The sequence below is a fragment of the Achromobacter sp. EB05 genome (assembly GCF_044232075.1).
Taxonomy (GTDB): Bacteria; Pseudomonadota; Gammaproteobacteria; order Burkholderiales; family Burkholderiaceae_B; genus Achromobacter; species Achromobacter dolens.
In genome coordinates, this window is sequence record NZ_CP155917.1 from 1927672 (window position 1) to 1947296 (window position 19625).

12 protein-coding genes, 2 tRNA genes and 3 rRNA genes are annotated in these 19625 nt (G+C 62.3%); 8 read left to right on the plus strand and 9 right to left on the minus strand.

What is annotated here, in order from left to right:
* Positions 1-840: 840 nt before the first annotated feature.
* The 5 genes from AAID08_RS08850 (at position 841) to rrf (ending at position 6174) form a co-directional block, all read left to right on the plus strand.
* A 16S ribosomal RNA gene (locus tag AAID08_RS08850) occupies positions 841-2371 on the plus strand.
* A 130-nt stretch (positions 2372-2501) separates the two neighbouring features.
* Positions 2502-2578, plus strand: a tRNA-Ile gene (locus AAID08_RS08855).
* A 30-nt stretch (positions 2579-2608) separates the two neighbouring features.
* Positions 2609-2684 (plus strand) — tRNA-Ala (locus AAID08_RS08860).
* Positions 2685-2980: 296 nt separating this feature from the next.
* Positions 2981-5861: ribosomal RNA gene (locus AAID08_RS08865) — 23S ribosomal RNA — on the plus strand.
* Positions 5862-6061: 200 nt separating this feature from the next.
* Positions 6062-6174, plus strand: a 5S ribosomal RNA gene (gene rrf / locus AAID08_RS08870).
* Together the 16S, 23S and 5S rRNA genes with 2 tRNA genes alongside form the textbook arrangement of a ribosomal RNA operon.
* Before the next feature lie 140 nt (positions 6175-6314).
* Here the strand turns inward: rrf and AAID08_RS08875 are convergent.
* Together AAID08_RS08875 and AAID08_RS08880 are read right to left on the minus strand one after the other, a co-directional pair.
* A complete protein-coding gene (locus tag AAID08_RS08875; RefSeq protein ID WP_175167706.1) occupies positions 6315-7709 on the minus strand; it encodes a sigma-54 dependent transcriptional regulator in 1395 nt (464 codons plus the stop codon).
* Between the two features lie 34 nt (positions 7710-7743).
* The gene (locus tag AAID08_RS08880; protein ID WP_395757533.1) at positions 7744-9696 is read right to left on the minus strand and encodes an ATP-binding protein; all 1953 of its coding nucleotides are present in this window, start codon (positions 9694-9696) and stop codon (positions 7744-7746) included.
* A gap of 295 nt (positions 9697-9991) precedes the next feature.
* Between AAID08_RS08880 and AAID08_RS08885 the strand changes: the two genes are divergently transcribed.
* Positions 9992-11326, plus strand: a complete 1335-nt coding sequence (locus AAID08_RS08885; protein WP_054503965.1) for a dicarboxylate/amino acid:cation symporter — start codon at positions 9992-9994, stop codon at positions 11324-11326.
* Positions 11327-11399: 73 nt separating this feature from the next.
* On the opposite strand, the gene AAID08_RS08890 is transcribed toward AAID08_RS08885, so the two are convergent.
* The 7 genes from AAID08_RS08890 to AAID08_RS08920 form a co-directional block, all read right to left on the minus strand.
* Complete coding sequence (locus tag AAID08_RS08890) at positions 11400-12014, minus strand: nucleoside triphosphate pyrophosphatase (protein ID WP_054503964.1); 615 nt, start codon at positions 12012-12014, stop codon at positions 11400-11402.
* Between the two features lie 40 nt (positions 12015-12054).
* Complete coding sequence (gene rlmH, locus AAID08_RS08895) at positions 12055-12525, minus strand: 23S rRNA (pseudouridine(1915)-N(3))-methyltransferase RlmH (protein WP_116793151.1); 471 nt, start codon at positions 12523-12525, stop codon at positions 12055-12057.
* A 9-nt stretch (positions 12526-12534) separates the two neighbouring features.
* Positions 12535-12939, minus strand: a complete 405-nt coding sequence (rsfS, locus tag AAID08_RS08900) for a ribosome silencing factor (protein WP_049075289.1) — start codon at positions 12937-12939, stop codon at positions 12535-12537.
* A gap of 73 nt (positions 12940-13012) precedes the next feature.
* A complete protein-coding gene (gene nadD / locus AAID08_RS08905; protein ID WP_064526283.1) occupies positions 13013-13600 on the minus strand; it encodes a nicotinate (nicotinamide) nucleotide adenylyltransferase in 588 nt (195 codons plus the stop codon).
* Positions 13597-14508 carry an oxygen-dependent coproporphyrinogen oxidase gene (hemF, locus tag AAID08_RS08910; RefSeq protein WP_054503962.1) on the minus strand — a complete coding sequence of 304 codons (912 nt, stop codon included), beginning with the start codon at positions 14506-14508 and terminating at the stop codon, positions 13597-13599. The genes nadD and hemF overlap by 4 nt, the downstream gene beginning before the upstream one ends.
* 12 nt (positions 14509-14520) lie before the next feature.
* A complete protein-coding gene (purD, locus tag AAID08_RS08915; protein ID WP_049075285.1) occupies positions 14521-15828 on the minus strand; it encodes a phosphoribosylamine--glycine ligase in 1308 nt (435 codons plus the stop codon).
* 156 nt (positions 15829-15984) lie between these two features.
* Entirely contained in the window at positions 15985-16716 is a 732-nt protein-coding gene (locus tag AAID08_RS08920) for a YebC/PmpR family DNA-binding transcriptional regulator (protein ID WP_116793147.1), read from the minus strand.
* Between the two features lie 159 nt (positions 16717-16875).
* Here AAID08_RS08920 and AAID08_RS08925 point away from each other — a divergent pair, with 159 nt between their 5' ends.
* Positions 16876-18399 carry a helicase HerA-like C-terminal domain-containing protein gene (locus tag AAID08_RS08925; RefSeq protein ID WP_395757534.1) on the plus strand — a complete coding sequence of 508 codons (1524 nt, stop codon included), beginning with the start codon at positions 16876-16878 and terminating at the stop codon, positions 18397-18399.
* A 143-nt stretch (positions 18400-18542) separates the two neighbouring features.
* Positions 18543-19610 carry a tartrate dehydrogenase gene (locus AAID08_RS08930; RefSeq protein WP_054503958.1) on the plus strand — a complete coding sequence of 356 codons (1068 nt, stop codon included), beginning with the start codon at positions 18543-18545 and terminating at the stop codon, positions 19608-19610.
* Positions 19611-19625 lie beyond the last annotated feature (15 nt).

The window sequence follows — 19625 nt, forward strand, 5'->3', positions numbered from 1 at the left end:
AAGTGCAACGGATTCGGCGCTATGGCGACGAATCTGCCGCAGGGCAGCAAGGCGGTGAATCAGCGATGATTCTCTCGAACCGGCGGTCAGCGAATTTTGCGTAAGTCGGTGCAAATCAGGCAGAAGCCAGTTGCACGATCTGCAAAAATTGTGCTATAGTCTTGGGCTTGGTTGGTGACGGCGAATCAGGGTTTACCCGATAGGGTGGTCTGAGCAGCGTTGCAAGCCGACTGGGCGGTAACCAACCTCTGGAGCGATCCGGGGCTGCTGCGAAGTGAAGCGATTCACAAAGCGGCGGGGTTGCAAGATAGGATGCAAATTAGGCAAAAGCCGGTTGCATAATCTGCAAAAGTTGTGTTATAGTTTCAGGCTTGGCAGTTACCGAAAACTTAGGGTTAACCCTGATATTTCGATAGCTGCTAAAGAGAGGGCCGGGTGCGAGCCTGGTGAGATCTGAAGAGGTCGTAGGCAAGGCAGCGAAGTGAGGCAAGCAACGCTGACTTGACAAACGATAAAAACTTCTTCATAATCTCGTTTCTCTGCTGCTGACACAGCGATCGACGCGAAAGCGAAATCGCCGAAGAAGGCAGAAGATGCAGTAAGTAGTACAGAATTTAGCAGTACCGCTCTTTAACAATTAAACAACCGATAAGTGTGGGCGCTTGATGCGAGTGCACAGTGATTGGGTTTTAAACCCTTTCACAAGCACAATGAAATCAAGTGCTCACTAGAAGTGAAGTACCTTAGATGTCAAGTCTAAGCACATACCTCACTTCCTTTGAGTAGCGACGTATGACTCGGTTCTTCGGAACTAAGAAATACGAAACAAATACAGAGATTAAACTGAAGAGTTTGATCCTGGCTCAGATTGAACGCTAGCGGGATGCCTTACACATGCAAGTCGAACGGCAGCACGGACTTCGGTCTGGTGGCGAGTGGCGAACGGGTGAGTAATGTATCGGAACGTGCCCAGTAGCGGGGGATAACTACGCGAAAGCGTAGCTAATACCGCATACGCCCTACGGGGGAAAGCAGGGGATCGCAAGACCTTGCACTATTGGAGCGGCCGATATCGGATTAGCTAGTTGGTGGGGTAACGGCTCACCAAGGCGACGATCCGTAGCTGGTTTGAGAGGACGACCAGCCACACTGGGACTGAGACACGGCCCAGACTCCTACGGGAGGCAGCAGTGGGGAATTTTGGACAATGGGGGAAACCCTGATCCAGCCATCCCGCGTGTGCGATGAAGGCCTTCGGGTTGTAAAGCACTTTTGGCAGGAAAGAAACGTCGTGGGTTAATACCCCGCGAAACTGACGGTACCTGCAGAATAAGCACCGGCTAACTACGTGCCAGCAGCCGCGGTAATACGTAGGGTGCAAGCGTTAATCGGAATTACTGGGCGTAAAGCGTGCGCAGGCGGTTCGGAAAGAAAGATGTGAAATCCCAGAGCTTAACTTTGGAACTGCATTTTTAACTACCGGGCTAGAGTGTGTCAGAGGGAGGTGGAATTCCGCGTGTAGCAGTGAAATGCGTAGATATGCGGAGGAACACCGATGGCGAAGGCAGCCTCCTGGGATAACACTGACGCTCATGCACGAAAGCGTGGGGAGCAAACAGGATTAGATACCCTGGTAGTCCACGCCCTAAACGATGTCAACTAGCTGTTGGGGCCTTCGGGCCTTGGTAGCGCAGCTAACGCGTGAAGTTGACCGCCTGGGGAGTACGGTCGCAAGATTAAAACTCAAAGGAATTGACGGGGACCCGCACAAGCGGTGGATGATGTGGATTAATTCGATGCAACGCGAAAAACCTTACCTACCCTTGACATGTCTGGAATGCCGAAGAGATTTGGCAGTGCTCGCAAGAGAACCGGAACACAGGTGCTGCATGGCTGTCGTCAGCTCGTGTCGTGAGATGTTGGGTTAAGTCCCGCAACGAGCGCAACCCTTGTCATTAGTTGCTACGAAAGGGCACTCTAATGAGACTGCCGGTGACAAACCGGAGGAAGGTGGGGATGACGTCAAGTCCTCATGGCCCTTATGGGTAGGGCTTCACACGTCATACAATGGTCGGGACAGAGGGTCGCCAACCCGCGAGGGGGAGCCAATCCCAGAAACCCGATCGTAGTCCGGATCGCAGTCTGCAACTCGACTGCGTGAAGTCGGAATCGCTAGTAATCGCGGATCAGCATGTCGCGGTGAATACGTTCCCGGGTCTTGTACACACCGCCCGTCACACCATGGGAGTGGGTTTTACCAGAAGTAGTTAGCCTAACCGCAAGGGGGGCGATTACCACGGTAGGATTCATGACTGGGGTGAAGTCGTAACAAGGTAGCCGTATCGGAAGGTGCGGCTGGATCACCTCCTTTCAGAGCTTAGTGCTCGTGTTAAGCGTCCACTCTTATCGGTTGTTTGATATAGCTGGGATCGGTTGTGGGCTTGGGTAGAGGGACTCCTCCCTGTGTCCATGACTTCTGACTACTGATCCGGGAAGGTTTTGGGTCTGTAGCTCAGTCGGTTAGAGCACCGTCTTGATAAGGCGGGGGTCGTTGGTTCGAATCCAACCAGACCCACCAAGTATTCGCAGGTAGAGATGCCGTGGATATGGGGGTGTAGCTCAGCTGGGAGAGCGCCTGCTTTGCAAGCAGGATGTCATCGGTTCGATCCCGTTCACCTCCACCAAGACCTGCGCCTGGTGGGATGTAGAGGCTAACTCATAGCGTCGTGCGGATAATATCTGCCCGGTCTTATGAGTTGGGTTTTACTCAACAGCTATATTCGTTCTTTAACAATCTGGAAGAAGCACAACGAAATGTGCTCATCGAGTAATCAGCTTGCTGATGAAGATGGGTACGGGTTGTGATTGCATTAATTTTGTTCCAAGTTCTCAAGACTGGGGTGAATAACCTCAGACTGCTTTGAAACTTATGAACGGCACAAACGCTAATACTCAGGTCCTATAGCCTACAGCGTTATAGGATCAAGCGACTAAGTGCATATGGTGGATGCCTTGGCGATCACAGGCGATGAAGGACGTAGTAGCCTGCGAAAAGCTGCGGGGAGCTGGCAAACAAGCTTTGATCCGCAGATATCCGAATGGGGAAACCCACTCCGCAAGGAGTATCCCTGACTGAATACATAGGTCAGTGGAAGCGAACCGGGTGAACTGAAACATCTCAGTAGCTCGAGGAAAAGAAATCAACCGAGATTCCGAAAGTAGTGGCGAGCGAAATCGGAAGAGCCTTCACGTTTTAGCATGCAAGATAGTCGAACGGAATGGAAAGTCCGGCCGTAGCAGGTGATAGCCCTGTAGACGAAATTTTGTGTGTGGAACTAAGCGTGAGAAAAGTAGGGCGGGACACGTGAAATCCTGTTTGAAGATGGGGGGACCATCCTCCAAGGCTAAATACTCGTGATCGACCGATAGTGAACCAGTACCGTGAGGGAAAGGCGAAAAGAACCCCGGAAGGGGAGTGAAATAGATCCTGAAACCGTATGCATACAAACAGTAGGAGCCTCCTTGTGGGGTGACTGCGTACCTTTTGTATAATGGGTCAGCGACTTACATTCAGTGGCAAGGTTAACCGAATAGGGAAGCCGTAGCGAAAGCGAGTCCGAATAGGGCGATTCAGTCGCTGGGTGTAGACCCGAAACCAGATGATCTATCCATGGCCAGGTTGAAGGCACGGTAACACGTGCTGGAGGACCGAACCCACTAATGTTGAAAAATTAGGGGATGAGCTGTGGATAGGGGTGAAAGGCTAAACAAATCTGGAAATAGCTGGTTCTCTCCGAAAACTATTTAGGTAGTGCCTCAAGTATTACTGCGGGGGGTAGAGCACTGTTATAGCTAGGGGGTCATGGCGACTTACCAAACTATGGCAAACTCCGAATACCCGCAAGTACAGCTTGGGAGACAGAGCACCGGGTGCTAACGTCCGGACTCAAGAGGGAAACAACCCAGACCGCCAGCTAAGGTCCCAAATTATCGCTAAGTGGGAAACGAAGTGGGAAGGCATAGACAGTCAGGAGGTTGGCTTAGAAGCAGCCATCCTTTAAAGAAAGCGTAATAGCTCACTGATCGAGTCGTCCTGCGCGGAAGATGTAACGGGGCTAAGCGATAAACCGAAGCTGCGGGTGTGCACTTTGTGCACGCGGTAGGAGAGCGTTCTGTAAGCCTGCGAAGGTGGCTTGTAAAGGCTGCTGGAGGTATCAGAAGTGCGAATGCTGACATGAGTAGCGATAAAGGGGGTGAAAAGCCCCCTCGCCGTAAGTCCAAGGTTTCCTGCGCAACGTTCATCGGCGCAGGGTGAGTCGGCCCCTAAGGCGAGGCAGAGATGCGTAGCTGATGGGAAGCTGGTTAATATTCCAGCACCGTCGTACAGTGCGATGGGGGGACGGATCGCGGAAGATCATCAGGGTGTTGGATGTCCCTGTTGACGTATCGAAGATGGCGCTTAGGCAAATCCGGGCGCGTAAATCAAGGGTACGGCACGAGCGAGCATTGCTTGCGAAGTGATTGGAAGTGGTTCCAAGAAAAGCCTCTAAGCTTCAGCTGTACGAGACCGTACCGCAAACCGACACAGGTGGACGGGATGAATATTCCAAGGCGCTTGAGAGAACTCAGGAGAAGGAACTCGGCAAATTGATACCGTAACTTCGGGAGAAGGTATACCCCGGTAGTGTGAAGCGCCTGCGCGCTTAGCATGATGGGGTCGCAGAGAATCGGTGGCTGCGACTGTTTATTAAAAACACAGCACTCTGCAAAGACGAAAGTCGACGTATAGGGTGTGACGCCTGCCCGGTGCCGGAAGGTTAAGTGATGGGGTGCAAGCTCTTGATCGAAGCCCCGGTAAACGGCGGCCGTAACTATAACGGTCCTAAGGTAGCGAAATTCCTTGTCGGGTAAGTTCCGACCTGCACGAATGGCGTAACGATGGCCACACTGTCTCCTCCTGAGACTCAGCGAAGTTGAAGTGTTTGTGATGATGCAATCTACCCGCGGCTAGACGGAAAGACCCCATGAACCTTTACTGTAGCTTTGCATTGGACTGTGAACCGGCCTGTGTAGGATAGGTGGGAGGCTTTGAAGCGTGGTCGCTAGATCACGTGGAGCCATCCTTGAAATACCACCCTGGTTTGTTTGCGGTTCTAACCTTGGTCCGTTATCCGGATCGGGGACAGTGCATGGTGGGCAGTTTGACTGGGGCGGTCTCCTCCCAAAGTGTAACGGAGGAGTTCGAAGGTACGCTAGGTACGGTCGGAAATCGTGCTGATAGTGCAATGGCATAAGCGTGCTTGACTGTGAGACTGACAAGTCGAACAGGTGCGAAAGCAGGACATAGTGATCCGGTGGTTCTGAATGGAAGGGCCATCGCTCAACGGATAAAAGGTACTCTGGGGATAACAGGCTGATACCGCCCAAGAGTTCATATCGACGGCGGTGTTTGGCACCTCGATGTCGGCTCATCTCATCCTGGGGCTGTAGCCGGTCCCAAGGGTATGGCTGTTCGCCATTTAAAGAGGTACGTGAGCTGGGTTTAAAACGTCGTGAGACAGTTTGGTCCCTATCTGCCGTGGGCGTTGGATACTTGACGGAGCCTGCTCCTAGTACGAGAGGACCGGAGTGGACGTACCTCTGGTGTACCGGTTGTCATGCCAATGGCATTGCCGGGTAGCTAAGTACGGAAGAGATAACCGCTGAAGGCATCTAAGCGGGAAACTCGTCTGAAGATTAGGTATCCCGGGGACTTGATCCCCCTAAAGAGTCGTTCGAGACCAGGACGTTGATAGGTCGGGTGTGGAAGCGCAGTAATGCGTTAAGCTAACCGATACTAATTGCTCGTGAGGCTTGATCCTATAACACTGATGGTTATGACCTGGTGATATAGCGTTCCAAGTGTCGTTCAATACAAAATCTGGCTGCCCCGTCAGCAGCCAGCCAACACCAATTACACCCACTGTGCGTTGATCATCGAGTCACACTCTGATCGCCACACGTTGCGCTTCTTCCAAGATTGGAGCGGTTGTCCTCAAAGACAATCTCTCAACCCGTTACGCCTGACGACCATAGCAAGGTGGTACCACTCCTTCCCATCCCGAACAGGACAGTGAAACGCCTTTGCGCCGATGATAGTGGACGGACGTCTGTGAAAGTAGGTCATCGTCAGGCTTTTATTGCTCAAAACCCCGCAGGCTAACGCCTGTGGGGTTTTGTCTTTTGGGGCGCGCCACACCCTGAAAAGAAACCCCGAAAAGAAACCCCCATGCGGCTTGCGCCGCACGGGGGTTTTTGTTGGCCGGGACAATGCGTCAGAGCGGTGCCGTTCCGGTGTAGTCCTGACGGTCAATGCCGTGACGCTGCAGCTTGTCGTAGAACGTCTTGCGAGGAATGCCCAACGCTTCCAGCGTTGCGCGGACGTCGCCCCGGTGGGCGGCGAGCGCTTCACGGATGAGCTGGGCTTCGAAACGCTCCATCTTTTCCGGCAGGGTGCCGGCGCTGATTGCGGGTTCGGGGGCCGTGGCGGTGGGGGTGTTCAGCACGCCCAGGACGAAGCGTTCGGCGAAGTGTGCGAGTTCTCGCACATTGCCGGGCCAGTCATGTGTCAATAGATGGCGCTTGATGTCCGTGGGCATGTCGGGAATGTCGCGTTGGAAGCGGCGCGAGGCATGACCCAGGTAGTGGGCCAGCAGCAGAGGGATGTCCTCGCGGCGTTCGCGCAGGGGCGGAATGCGGATGGTGACCACATTCAGGCGGTAGAACAGGTCTTCGCGGAATTTGGCGCGAACGGCCGGGCTGCCCAGGTCTTCCTTGGTGGCGGCGACGACGCGCAGGTCCAGGTTGCGGACTTCGTTGCTGCCCAGCGGGGTGATCTGTCGCGATTCGAGGACGCGCAGCAGCTTGACCTGCACCGCCAGGGGCATGCTCTCGATTTCGTCGAGGAACAGGGTGCCGCCGCTGGCGTGCTCGATGCGGCCTATGCGCCGCTTCTGCGCGCCGGTGAAGGCGCCGGCCTCGTGGCCGAACAGCTCGCTTTCGATCACGCTTTCCGGTAGCGCTCCACAGTTGATCGCGACCAGCGCGCGATGCCGCCGGCGGCTCAGGCGGTGCAGGGCGGTGGCGACCACTTCCTTGCCGGTGCCGGTTTCACCCTCAACCAGCACGTCGACGTCGGCGTCGGCGATGTGGCGCAGCGTCTGCTTGATGCGCTGCATGGCCGGGGTGGTGCCTATGAAGGGCACTTCGTCGGCTTCGACCGCGAACGCGGCCTCGCGCAGGCGGCGGTTCTCCAGCACCAGGTGACGCTTTTCGGCTGCGTGTGAGATGGCGGTGACCAGGCGATCCGGGGGATAGGGTTTGGCCAGGAAATCATAGGCGCCGTCGCGCATGCATTGCACCGCCATGGCGATGTCGCCGTGGCCGGTGATGAGGATGACGGGGATCTCCGGGTCGATGGCCCGCAGGCGCTGGAACAGTTGCAGCCCATCGATGTCGGGCATGCGGATATCGGTGACCACCACGCCGTCGAAGTCGCGATTGATCGTGGCGAGCGCGCCGCGCGCGCTGGCATGGGCTTCGACCGCGATGCCGTGCAGCTTGAGCGTCTGCACGTTGGCGCGGCGCAGGTCCTCGTCGTCGTCAATGAAGGCGACACGTGGTGCGGCGGGCTTGGCGCGGGGATCTTCCAGCAGGGCGGCTCCAGGCATGGCGCCTGGCGGCAGGGGCTGGGAGTGGTCGGTGTCAGGTACGCGGGTCATGGATCGAAGGCGGCGCTTTGCGCAGCGTCAGGGTGAACATCGCGCCGCGGCCGGGGCCGTGGGGCGCGGGGAAAATGGCATCGCCGGGATGGGCGGCACGCAGGTCGCCGCCGAATTCGGCGACGATGTCGCGTGAAATCACCAGGCCCAGCCCCAGGCCCTCGGCCTTGGTGGTGTGAAACGGCGTGAACAGGCGCGCGCTGGCTTCGGGCGACAGGCCCGGGCCGTTGTCGTTGACGAACAGTTGCACCGAGGTGCCCATGTCCTGCAGCGCGATGATGATGCGGCCGTCGGCCTGGCCTTCGAGTGCATCCATGCCGTTCTGCAGGAGGTTCACCAGCACCTGCTCGAGGCGGATGCGGTTGGCCTGCACCAGGTAGTCTTGTTCCACAGGCGGGCGTTGCAACACTACGCGCTGGCGCCTGGCCCGGGGGCCGACCAGCAGCAGTGCGCCATCCAGCGTCTCTTTCAGGCTGGTGGGGCCGACCGAGGCGCCTGCCTTGCGCGAGAACGCGCGCAGCTCGCCGGTGATATGGCCGATGCGGTCGGTGAGCGAGGCGATGGTGCCCAGGTTTTCCTGGACGGAGGCCGGATCCTGGCGGCGCAGGAATTCAGCGGCGTTGTCGGCATAGGCGCGGATCGCGGCCACCGGCTGGTTGATTTCGTGCGCGACGCCGGCGGCAACCTGGCCCAGCAGCGCGAGCTTGCTGGCTTGCACCAGTTCGTCCTGCATGGTGTGCAGACGCGCCTCGGTGCGCTGGCGTTCGTCCATTTGCGCCAGCAGTTGCTGGTTGACCTCGCGCAGTTGCGCGGTGCGCTCTTCGACCTGGGCGGCCAACTGCTGGCGTACCGCCATCTGCTGGGAGGCGCGTTCACGGTTGCGATGGCGGCGGTAAAGCAGGATGCCGATGACGGCGGATAGCACGCCCTGGGCCAGCAGCGCGCCCAGTTGCGCGTTGGCGGTGGCGCGGTTGAGCGCCGACTGCACGGGGGACAGCAGGTGCAGCGTCCAGCCCGGCGATTCGACGATGGGGAGTGTGGTGTGCAGCAGCGGCGCGCCGGCCGGAATCTGTGGCAGGGCTTCGGCCGATCGCAGCAGTTGGCCGCCACTGACCGTCGTCGGGGCGGGCCGCAAGGGCAGCGGCTGGAACATGGCGTCGCCGAACTGCAGGCTGGTGCGCAGCGTCTGGGCCAGGTCGGGCGCCAGCGGCTTGAGCACGCGGAAGCGCCAGTCGGGCACGCTGCCCAGCAGCACGACGCCATGTTCGTCGGTGACGAAGATGGGCGCGTTCGACTGGCGCCAGTCGGCTTCGAGGTCACGGAAATCGACTTTCAACACCACGACGCCCAGCATCGTGCCGCTGGTGTCGTCGACCCGCCGCGACAGGTAAAGGCCGGCTTCGTGGCTGATGGTGCCAAGCGCGAAGTGCTCAGCGGATCCGTGCGCCACGGCGCCGCGAAAGTACGGCCGGAACTGGTAATCGACGCCGACGAAGGTGGCGGGTTCGCGCCAGTTGCTGGCGGCGATGGCGTAGCCCGTCTGGTCCAGGACGTAGATCGCCGAGGCGCCCACGCCGCGGCTCAGGCTGTCGAGTTTTTCGTCGAGCGACTCGATCTGCGCCGCTGTGGGGTTCTGCAGCGTGGCGCGCAGGTCGACGTCGCGAGTGAGGACGAAGGGCAGCGCACGGAATTTGTCCAGGTTGTTGCGCAGCAGGGCGGCGTTGATCTGGCCGGCGCTGCGGGCCTGCAGGTAGGCTTCCTTGAGAGCGCCGTCGCGCGCCCATTCGCTGGCGGCATGCAGGATACCGAACACCACCGCCACGACCGCCAGAATCAGAAGCGCCCACGGCCAGGCCGGACGGCGGCGGGACGCGGCGGCATCCGCTTGCGCGGGCGCAGCGGCGGACGCCTGCTGGGAGCGAGGACGAGTGGGCATGGTGGTGTGCGGTTTTTCGCACATTTTAGCGGAGTTCTGTGTGGTATTTCGCCAATCTTTTCGGCGGCAACCCCTGTCAGCCAGAAAAATCACATTTGAATCAAAGACTTGAGTTCTATATCCGATCAACCGTGGCTTGGCACGCCATTTGCATATGACAGTGCAAGCCCGGCGATATTGCTCATCGGGTGAAATCGGCCTGCGGAGATACGCAAGGCTTTAAAAGAGATAACGCCCCCGATACCCGCTGCGCATCGTCGCATGGAGCCTGGGGCCCTGGTGGGGACAAATCCCGATGATCGAAGTGGATCAAGGCGCGCCTGCGCGCAAGCTCAAGTTCTATCAAATTCTGTATGTGCAGGTGCTTTTCGCGATCGTGATCGGCATCTTGCTGGGCTATTTCAAGCCCGACCTCGGGCAGGCCATGCAGCCCCTGGGTGACGGCTTCATCAAGCTGGTGAAGATGATCATCGCCCCGGTGATCTTCCTGACCGTGGCGACCGGCATCGCGGCCATGAGCGACCTCAAGAAGGTCGGGCGCGTGGCGGGCAAGGCCATGCTGTACTTCCTGGTGTTCTCGACCCTGGCCCTGATCGTAGGCATGGTGGTGAGCCACATCGTGCAGCCGGGCGCCGGCATGCACATCAATCCGGCCACGCTGGACCAGAAGGCGGTGTCGGGCTATGTTGCCAAGGCGCATGACTCGACCATCACGGGTTTCCTGCTGAACGTCATCCCCACCACGATCTTCAGCCCCTTCGTCGGCGGCGACATCCTGCAGGTGCTGTTCGTGGCGGTGCTGTTCGGCATCGCGCTGGCTCAGGTCGGCGAGCGCGGCAAGCCGGTGCTGGACTTCCTGACGGCGCTGGCCCAACCGATCTTCAAGCTGGTCGCCATCCTGATGAAGGCCGCGCCCATCGGCGCATTTGGCGCGATGGCGTTCACCATCGGCAAGTACGGCATCAAGTCGATCATCAACCTGGCGATGCTGGTGGGCACCTTCTACGCCACCTCGGTGCTGTTCGTGGTCGTGGTGCTGGGCCTGGTGGCGCGCTACAACGGCTTCTCGATCCTGAAGCTGGTGCGCTACATCCGCGAAGAACTGCTGCTGGTGCTGGGCACGAGCTCGTCGGAAGCGGCGCTGCCGACGCTGATGCAGAAGATGGAACGCGCCGGCTGCTCGAAGTCGGTGGTTGGCCTGGTGGTGCCCACCGGTTATTCGTTCAACCTGGATGGCACCAACATCTACATGACGATGGCGGCGCTGTTCATCGCGCAGGCCTGCGACATTCCGCTGTCGCTGGGCGACCAGATCCTGTTGCTGCTGGTGGCGATGCTGAGCTCCAAGGGCGCCGCGGGCGTGACGGGCGCCGGCTTCATCACCCTGGCCGCGACGCTGTCGGTGGTGCCGACAGTGCCGGTGGCCGGCATGGCGCTGATCCTGGGCGTGGACCGCTTCATGTCGGAATGCCGCGCGCTGACCAACCTGGTCGGCAACGCCACCGCCGCGGTCGTGGTGGCGCGCTGGGAAGGCGAGTTGGACAAGGACCAACTGCATGCGGCGCTCGAAGGCGAGGCGCCGGCCGCGCAGCCGCAGGCGATGGCGCGGGTGTCGACGTCGCAGAGCTGATCGCCGCCTGACCACGTCAAAAAGCCCCCGGGACCGCAAGGCCCGGGGGCTTTTTTCATGGGATTGCGCGGAATCAGGGAATCGCGATGCCCGCGGCCCGCAACAGGTTGGCGGTCTCGAATAGCGGCAGGCCCATGACGCCGGTGTAGCTGCCGTCGATGCGCGCGATGAAAGTGCCCGCCAGGCCCTGGATGCCATAGGCGCCGGCTTTGCCGTAAGGCTCGCCGCTGTCGCAGTAGCGCGCGATTTCGTCAGGTTGCAAGGGGCGCATCTGCACCTGGGTGATCGAAACCGCTTCCAGCAGGCGATCGCCCGTCCATAGCGCGACGGCGGTGTGGACTTGGTGCGTCTGGCCCGACAACGCCTGCAGGATGCGGATGGCGTCGTCGCGGTCGGCGGGCTTGCCCAGCACCTGGCCGTCGAGGATGACGGTGGTGTCGGCGGCCAGCAGCGGCAAGGCCGGCAAGGCTTGCGCGCGCAGCCAGTCGCGGCCGCGTTCGGCCTTGTCGCGCGCGGTGCGCTGCACGTAGTCGGCGGCGCTTTCGCCGGGGTGCTGGGGTTCGTCTTCACCGGGCGGCGCCGGCACGCGCAGCACGTCGTGCGCGAGGCCGATCTGCGTCAGCAGTTCGCGCCGGCGCGGGCTGGCGGAGGCGAGGTACAGGCGTGCGGGAGGGGGAGCGTCAGTCATGGGAAGCGGCGCGCGCCAGGCTGGCGTCCGGCGTCATGCCTCAGGCGCGATGATAGGGATGGTTGGTCATGATGGCCCAGGCGCGGTAGAGCTGTTCAGCCAGCACCACGCGCACCATGGGATGCGGCAGCGTTAGTGACGACAGGCGCAACTGGCCGCTGCACGAAGCCTTGAGCTCGGCATCCAGGCCGTCGGGGCCGCCGACCAGGAAGGCGACATCCTGACCGCCCGCGCGCCATTGTTCGAGCCTCTGTGACAACGCCATGGTGGTGAGGTCGCGGCCGCGTTCGTCCAGCGCCAGGCGTAGCGCACTGGCCGGCAGCGCGGCCTCGATGCGCTTGGCCTCGGCGGCCATCATCTGGGCCGGGGTCTTGCCGGTGGTGCGGGGTTCGGGCTTGATCTCGCGCAGTTCGAGCGCGCAGTCGGGCGGCAGGCGCTTGGCGTAGTCGTCCCAGGCGGTCTGCACCCAGTCTGGCATGCGCGTGCCCACGGCGGCGACGATCAGCTTCACGACGCGCTCTTAATCGTCGGTGCTGTCGTAGGCGCTGTCGCTGGCGATTGGCGCGACCCGGGTGGATTCCGGCAGCAGCTTGACGCGCACCGGCTTGCCGCCCCAGATCTCTTCCAGGTTGTAGTACTGGCGGATGGCGGGCTGCATGATGTGGACCACGACGTCGCCCAGGTCGACGACGACCCATTCGCCGGTGTCCTCGCCTTCGATCGTGATGCCGGAGAGGTCGAGCGCGCGGCCGCGGTCTGCCACGCTGGAGGCCAGCGCCCGCGTCTGGCGATTGGAGGTGGCGCTTGCAATCACGACGCGATCGAACAGGCTGGTCAGATGCGTGGTGTTGAAGACCTTGATGTCTTGCGCCTTGACGTCTTCGAGGGCGTCGATGACGGCGCGTTGGAGTTTCTGTATATCCATAGCTGCAAATATAACCCGCTGACGGACGGCGAGTGCCGGTTTCCGTGGCGCTGCGCGCCAGGGCGGGATGGGTTTATCGGTAAAGATGGTGCGCCGCAATATAGGCGGCGACGGGCGCGGCCAGCAGGCCGTCGGTCGATTCGCCCCGGGCCAGGCGCTCGCGGATCTGCGAGGCTGAAACCGGCATCGGGGCGAAAGGCAATTCTTCGAGCTGGCGTCCCTGGCCACGCAGCCAGTCGGCCAGTTCCGCCGGCGGCGCCAGCGGCGTGCCGGGGCGTGTGGCCACCGCCAGGTCGACCAGGCTGGCGATTTCGCGCCATGACTGCCAGGTGCAGAAATTGGCCAACTGGTCGGCGCCCAGCAGCCAGACATAGCGGGCATCCGCGGGCAGGGCGCGCAGGGTGTCGATGGTGTAGGTGGCGCCGCCGCGTTCGAGTTCGATCGGATTGACCGCCAAGCCATCGTGGCCGGCGATGGCCAGTTCCAGCATGGCGCGGCGCTGGTCCGCGGTGGCGTGCAAGGCGGCGCGCTGCCAGGGGTTGGCCGCCGGGATCAGTTGCACTTGCGCCAGGCCGAGCGCCCGCAGCGCGTTGTCGGCCAGCGCGACATGCGCGACGTGGACGGGGTCGAAACTGCCGCCCAGGAGCCCGATACGCTTCACACCCAGTCCCGCGGCGTCAGGTAGGCAGCCAGCTCGGCCTCGGGCGTGCCCGTCTCCGGCTGCCAGTCGTAGCGCCATTGCGCCAGTGGCGGCATGGACAGCAGGATCGACTCGGTGCGGCCGCCGGACTGCAGGCCGAACAGTGTGCCGCGGTCGAACACCAGGTTGAATTCGACGTAGCGGCCGCGGCGGTAGGCCTGGAAGTCGCGTTCGCGTTCGCCGTAGGGCGTGTGGCGGCGACGTTCGACGATCGGCAGGTAGCTGTCGAGGAAGGCGTCGCCGACCGAGCGCGTCAGGGCGAACGAGGCGTCGAAGCCGGGAGCGTTCAGGTCATCGAAGAAAATGCCGCCGATGCCCCGGGTTTCGTTGCGGTGCTTGAGGAAGAAGTACTCGTCGCACCAGCGCTTGTAGCGCGGGTAGTAGTCGGCGCCATGCCCGGCCAGGGCGTCGCGGCACACGGTGTGGAAGTGGCGCGCGTCTTCCTCGAAAGGGTAGTAAGGCGTCAGGTCGATGCCGCCGCCGAACCAGAACACGTCGGCCTCGTCATGGCCGGGACGGGCCGCGGCGACGAACATGCGCACGTTCATGTGCGTGGTGGGCACGTACGGGTTGCGCGGGTGCAGCACCATCGACACGCCCATGGCTTCCCAGGAGCGGCCAGCCAGCTCGGGCCGGTGCGCGCTGGCCGACGGCGGCAGCTTCGAACCCTGGACGTGGCTGAACAGCACGCCGGCGCGCTCGAACAACTGGCCGCCTTCGAGCAGGCGCGACAGGCCGCCGCCGCCTTCGGGCCTGACCCATTCGTCGCTGCGGAAGGGGCCGCCTTCGGCGGCCTCCAGCGCGGCGACGATGCGGGCTTGCAGGCCGGTGAGGTAGCCGCGGACGTCGGCGACGGGCAAGGCGTTCATCGGCGCTTCCGGTTACGCGTTGGACTTGGGCTTCTGCTGCGACGGCTTGAGCGCGCGCCAGCCGATGTCGCTGCGGTACTGGCGGCCGTCGAAGTGGATGCCGTCGATGGCTTCGTACACACGGTCGCGCGCCATCTTGACCGAGTCGCCCAGCGCCGTGACGCACAGCACGCGGCCGCCGGTGGTCTGGGTTTCGTCGCCTTCCAGGCGGGTGGCCGCGTGGAACACCATGCAGTCGTCGGCGTCGGCGGGCAGGCCGCGGATGACGTCGCCGGTGCGCGGGGTGTTGGGATAGTTGTGCGAGGCCAGCACCACGCCCAGGGCGGTGCGGCGGTCCCAGGTGATGTCGGCCTGGTCCAGCGTGCCCTCGACGGCGTGCTCGAGCGCGTCCAGCAGGTCGCTCTTGACGCGCATCATGATCGGCTGGGTTTCCGGGTCGCCCATGCGGCAGTTGAATTCCAGCGTCTTGATGTCGCGGTCGGGATCATCGCCGGGGGCGATCATCAGGCCGGCGTACAGGAAGCCGGTGTAGGGGATGCCGTCGCGCGTCATGCCCTGCACGGTCGGCAGGATGATTTCGCGCATGATGCGGTGGTGCAGCTCGGGCGTGACGATCGGGGCGGGCGAGTAGGCGCCCATGCCGCCGGTGTTCGGGCCCTGGTCGCCGTCCTGCAGGCGCTTGTGGTCCTGGCTGGTGGCCAGCGCCAGCACATTGCGGCCGTCGCACATGACGATGAAGCTGGCTTCCTCGCCGACCAGGCATTCCTCGATGACGACGCGCGCCCCGGCTTCGCCCATGGAGCCGTCGCCCAGCATGGCGTCGACGGCGGCGTGGGCCTCTTCGAGCGTGGCGGCGACCACCACGCCCTTGCCGGCGGCCAGGCCGTCGGCCTTGATCACGATGGGGGCGCCTTCCTGGTCGATGTAGGCATGCGCCTGGGCCGGGTCGGTGAAGGTGGCATAGCGCGCGGTCGGGATGTTGTGCCGGACCATGAAGGCCTTGGCGTAGTCCTTGGAGCTTTCCAGTTGCGCGGCGGCCTTGGTCGGGCCGAAGATCTTCAGGCCGCGGGCGCGGAAGACGTCGACCACACCGGCGGCCAGCGGCGCCTCGGGGCCCACGACCGTCAGGGCGATGCCTTCGCGCTGGACGAAATCGGCCAATTCCTCGGCATTGGTGAGCGGGATGTTTTCCATCTGCTCGGCCCGTTGCGTGCCGCCGTTGCCCGGCGCCACGTACACCTTGTGTACGCGGGGGGAGCGGGCCAGTCGCCAGGCGAGGGCATGTTCGCGGCCGCCCGAGCCAATTACCAGGAGTTTCATTGTTGCGTGATTCTTAAGGTTGCCAGTCGAGTGTCGTCAGACACCTGCCCGAGAAATAGGCCACGGATCCGGGCGGGCCCGGATCCGGTGACAGCGCGGCGCCTGGAAGGCATAAGCCCGCAGCGCGCCGGGGTAATGGAAAAAGACTGCGGAAAGTTACTGCGCTTCGTCGAAAATGACGGTGGTATAGACTTCCTGCACGTCGTCCAGGCCTTCCAGGGCGTCGAGCAGCTTCTGCATCTTGATGGCGTCTTCGCCGGCCAGTTCGGTTTCGTTCAGGGCCTTCATGACGATGCCGTCGACTTCGGCCTTCAGGCCGGCGTCGTCGAACGCCTTGCGCACGGCGGCGTAGTCGGTCGGGGCGCAGATGACTTCGATCACGCCTTCCTCGTCGGTGGCGACGTCTTCGGCGCCGGCCTCGAGCGCGGCTTCCATGACCTTGTCTTCCGGCGTGCCGGGGGCGAACACGAATTGGCCGCAGTGCTTGAACATGAAGGCGACCGAGCCTTCCTGGCCCAGGTTGCCGCCGTTCTTGGCGAAGGCGTGGCGCACTTCGGCCACGGTGCGGGTGCGGTTGTCGGTCATGCAGTCGACGATGACCGCCGCGCCGCCGATGCCGTAGCCCTCGTAGCGCACTTCTTCGTACGCTTCGCCGTCCGCGCCGCCCGCGCCGCGCTGGATGGCGCGCTGGATGTTGTCCTTGGGCATGTTGGCGTCGGTGGCCTTGTCCCAGGCCATGCGCAAGCGCGGGTTGCTGTCCGGGTCGGGGCCGCCGGCGCGCGCCGCCACGGTGATTTCACGAATGATCTTGGTCCAGAGCTTTCCGCGTTTGGCGTCTTGACGGCCTTTGCGGTGCTGAATATTGGCCCATTTGCTGTGTCCGGCCATGGCTTCCCAGGATAAATTGTCTGCAAAAACGGCATTTTACCGTGCCGGCGGCCTCCGCGCCCGGGAGCGGGCCGCCTGTGTCCATATTGCCACGCGCACAACCGTCATCGCAGGCTCTACACTTGGGCATCTGAGTCATTCCGGTCCGGAGAGCAGTCCATGCCCAATCCCATCGTCATCGCCAAGAACGCGCAGACCGAATTGGCCCTCTTGCCCGCCCTGGCCAACCGCCACGGCTGCATCACTGGCGCCACCGGTACCGGCAAGACCGTCACCCTGCAGGTGCTGGCCGAATCCTTCTCCCGCATCGGCACGCCGGTCTTCATGGCCGACGTCAAGGGCGACCTGACCGGCATTTCGCAGGCGGGGGCGGCCAGCCCCAAGCTGCAGGAGCGGCTCAAGAACCTGGGCCTGGACGAGCCGGCCTGGGGCGCCAGCCCGGTCGCGCTGTGGGACGTGTTCGGCGAGCAGGGCACGCCGGTGCGCGCCACCATCACCGACATGGGGCCGCTGCTGCTTGCGCGCATCCTCGAGCTGAACGACACCCAGGAAGGCGTGCTGACGCTGGTGTTCAAGGTGGCGGATGACGAAGGCCAACTGCTGCTGGACCTGAAAGACCTGCGCGCCATGCTGCAGAACGTCGCCGACCGCGCCGCCGAGCTCAAGACCCGCTATGGCAACGTGTCCGCCGCCAGCGTCGGCGCGATCCAGCGCGGCCTGCTGGCGTTGGAGTCGCAGGGCGCCGAGAAATTCTTCGGCGAGCCGATGCTGGACGTCGCCGACCTGATGCGCACCGACGCCCAGGGACGTGGCATCGTCAACGTGCTGGCCGCCGACAAACTGATGCAGGCGCCGCGGCTGTACGCCATCTTCCTGCTGTGGCTGCTGGCCGACCTGTACGAGAAACTGCCGGAAGTGGGCGACGTCGACCAGCCCAAGCTGGTGTTCTTCTTCGACGAGGCGCACCTGCTGTTCAACGACGCGCCGCCAGCGTTGCTGACCAAGATCGAACAGGTGGTGCGGCTGGTGCGTTCCAAGGGCGTGGGCGTCTGTTTCGTGACGCAGAACCCGCTGGACATTCCGGACACCGTGCTGGGCCAGTTGGGCAACCGGGTGCAGCACGCGTTGCGCGCCTTCACGCCGCGCGACCAGAAGGCTGTCAAGACCGCGGCCCAGACCATGCGGCCCAATCCGGGACTGGATATCGAGGCGGCCATCACCGAACTGGGCGTGGGCGAAGCGCTGGTCTCGCTGCTGGATGCCAAGGGCCGCCCGATGCCGACCGAGCGCGCCTGGATCGTGCCGCCAGGCAGCCGCATCGGCCCGGCCACCGACGCCGAGCGCCTGGCCCTGCGCCAGGGCAGCCCGATGTCGGCCAAGTATGACAAGGCCATCGACCGCGAATCCGCCTACGAAGTGCTGGCCGGACGCGCCGCGGCCCCGGCCGATCAGGCGTCCGGGAAGGCCGCGCCGACGCCGACTGCGGGCGGCGCGCCGGGCCAGGCGCAGGGCGGCGGCCTGATGGACAGCCTGAACGATGTGCTGTTCGGCTCCACCGGCCCGCGCGGCGGCAAGCGCGATGGGGTGGTGCAGACTTTCGCCAAGAGCACGGCGCGTTCGATCGCGACGCAACTGGCGCGCGGCATCCTGGGATCGCTGCTGGGCTCCAAGACGCGTCGCTGAATTCTGTATTCCATCTCCGGAACAAACTGTACCCGGCGCTGTAACGTCGGGTAGTACGTTGTTTGTAACTTGGGGTATTGCGTTACCGCCATTTATGCCTATGATTCTGGGCGGTGCAATCCAGGATTACAAAGGAAACGGTGGTGGCAAAAAAACACAAGATTGCGGTGATCCCAGGGGACGGAATCGGCAAGGAAGTCGTTCCGGAAGGCCTGAAAGTGCTTGACGCCGTTGCGTCGCGCTTCGGCATTGATTTCCAGTGGGACCACTTCGACTGGAGCTGCGATTACTACGCCAAGCACGGCAAAATGATGCCGGACGATTGGCAACGGCAGATCGGCCAGCATGAAGCGATTTTCTTCGGCGCCATCGGCTGGCCCGCCACAGTGCCGGACCACGAGGCGTTGTGGGGATCATTGTTCAAGTTCCGCCGCGAATTCGACCAGTACATCAATCTGCGCCCGGTGCGCCTGATGCCCGGCGTGCCTTCGCCGCTGGCCGGCCGCCAGCCCGGCGAGATCGATTTCTTCATCGTGCGTGAAAACACCGAAGGTGAATATTCCAACAGCGGCGGCGTCCTGTTTGGCGGCACCGAGCGCGAAGTGGTCATCCAGGAAAGCGTATTTACCCGCATCGGCGCCGAGCGCGTACTGAAATTCGCCTTCGAACTGGCCCGCAAGCGCGGCAAGCACCTGACGGCGGCGACCAAGTCCAACGGCATTTCGATTTCGATGCCATGGTGGGACCAGCGCGTGGCGGAAATGGCTGGGAACTATCCGGATGTCCGCTGGGACAAATATCACATCGATATCCTCTGCGCGCATTTCGTGCAGCATCCTGACTGGTTCGACGTGGTCGTGGCTTCCAACCTTTTCGGCGATATCCTTTCCGATCTCGGCCCCGCCTGCACGGGGACGATCGGCATCGCGCCGTCGGCCAACCTGAACCCCGAGCGCAAGTTCCCGTCCCTGTTCGAGCCCGTGCATGGCTCCGCACCCGATATCTATGGCAAAGGCATCGCCAACCCGATCGGCCAGATCTGGAGCGGCGCGCTGATGCTCGACTTCCTGGGTTATGACGCCGCCTCGGCGGCCGTGGTCCGCGCCATTGAAACGGTGCTGGCCGATGGCCCGCGCACGCGCGACATGAAGGGCACTGCGTCAACTGCCGAAGTAGGCGACGCCATTGCGTCGCTGATCGCGGCGACCTAGCGCGATGCGTTGACC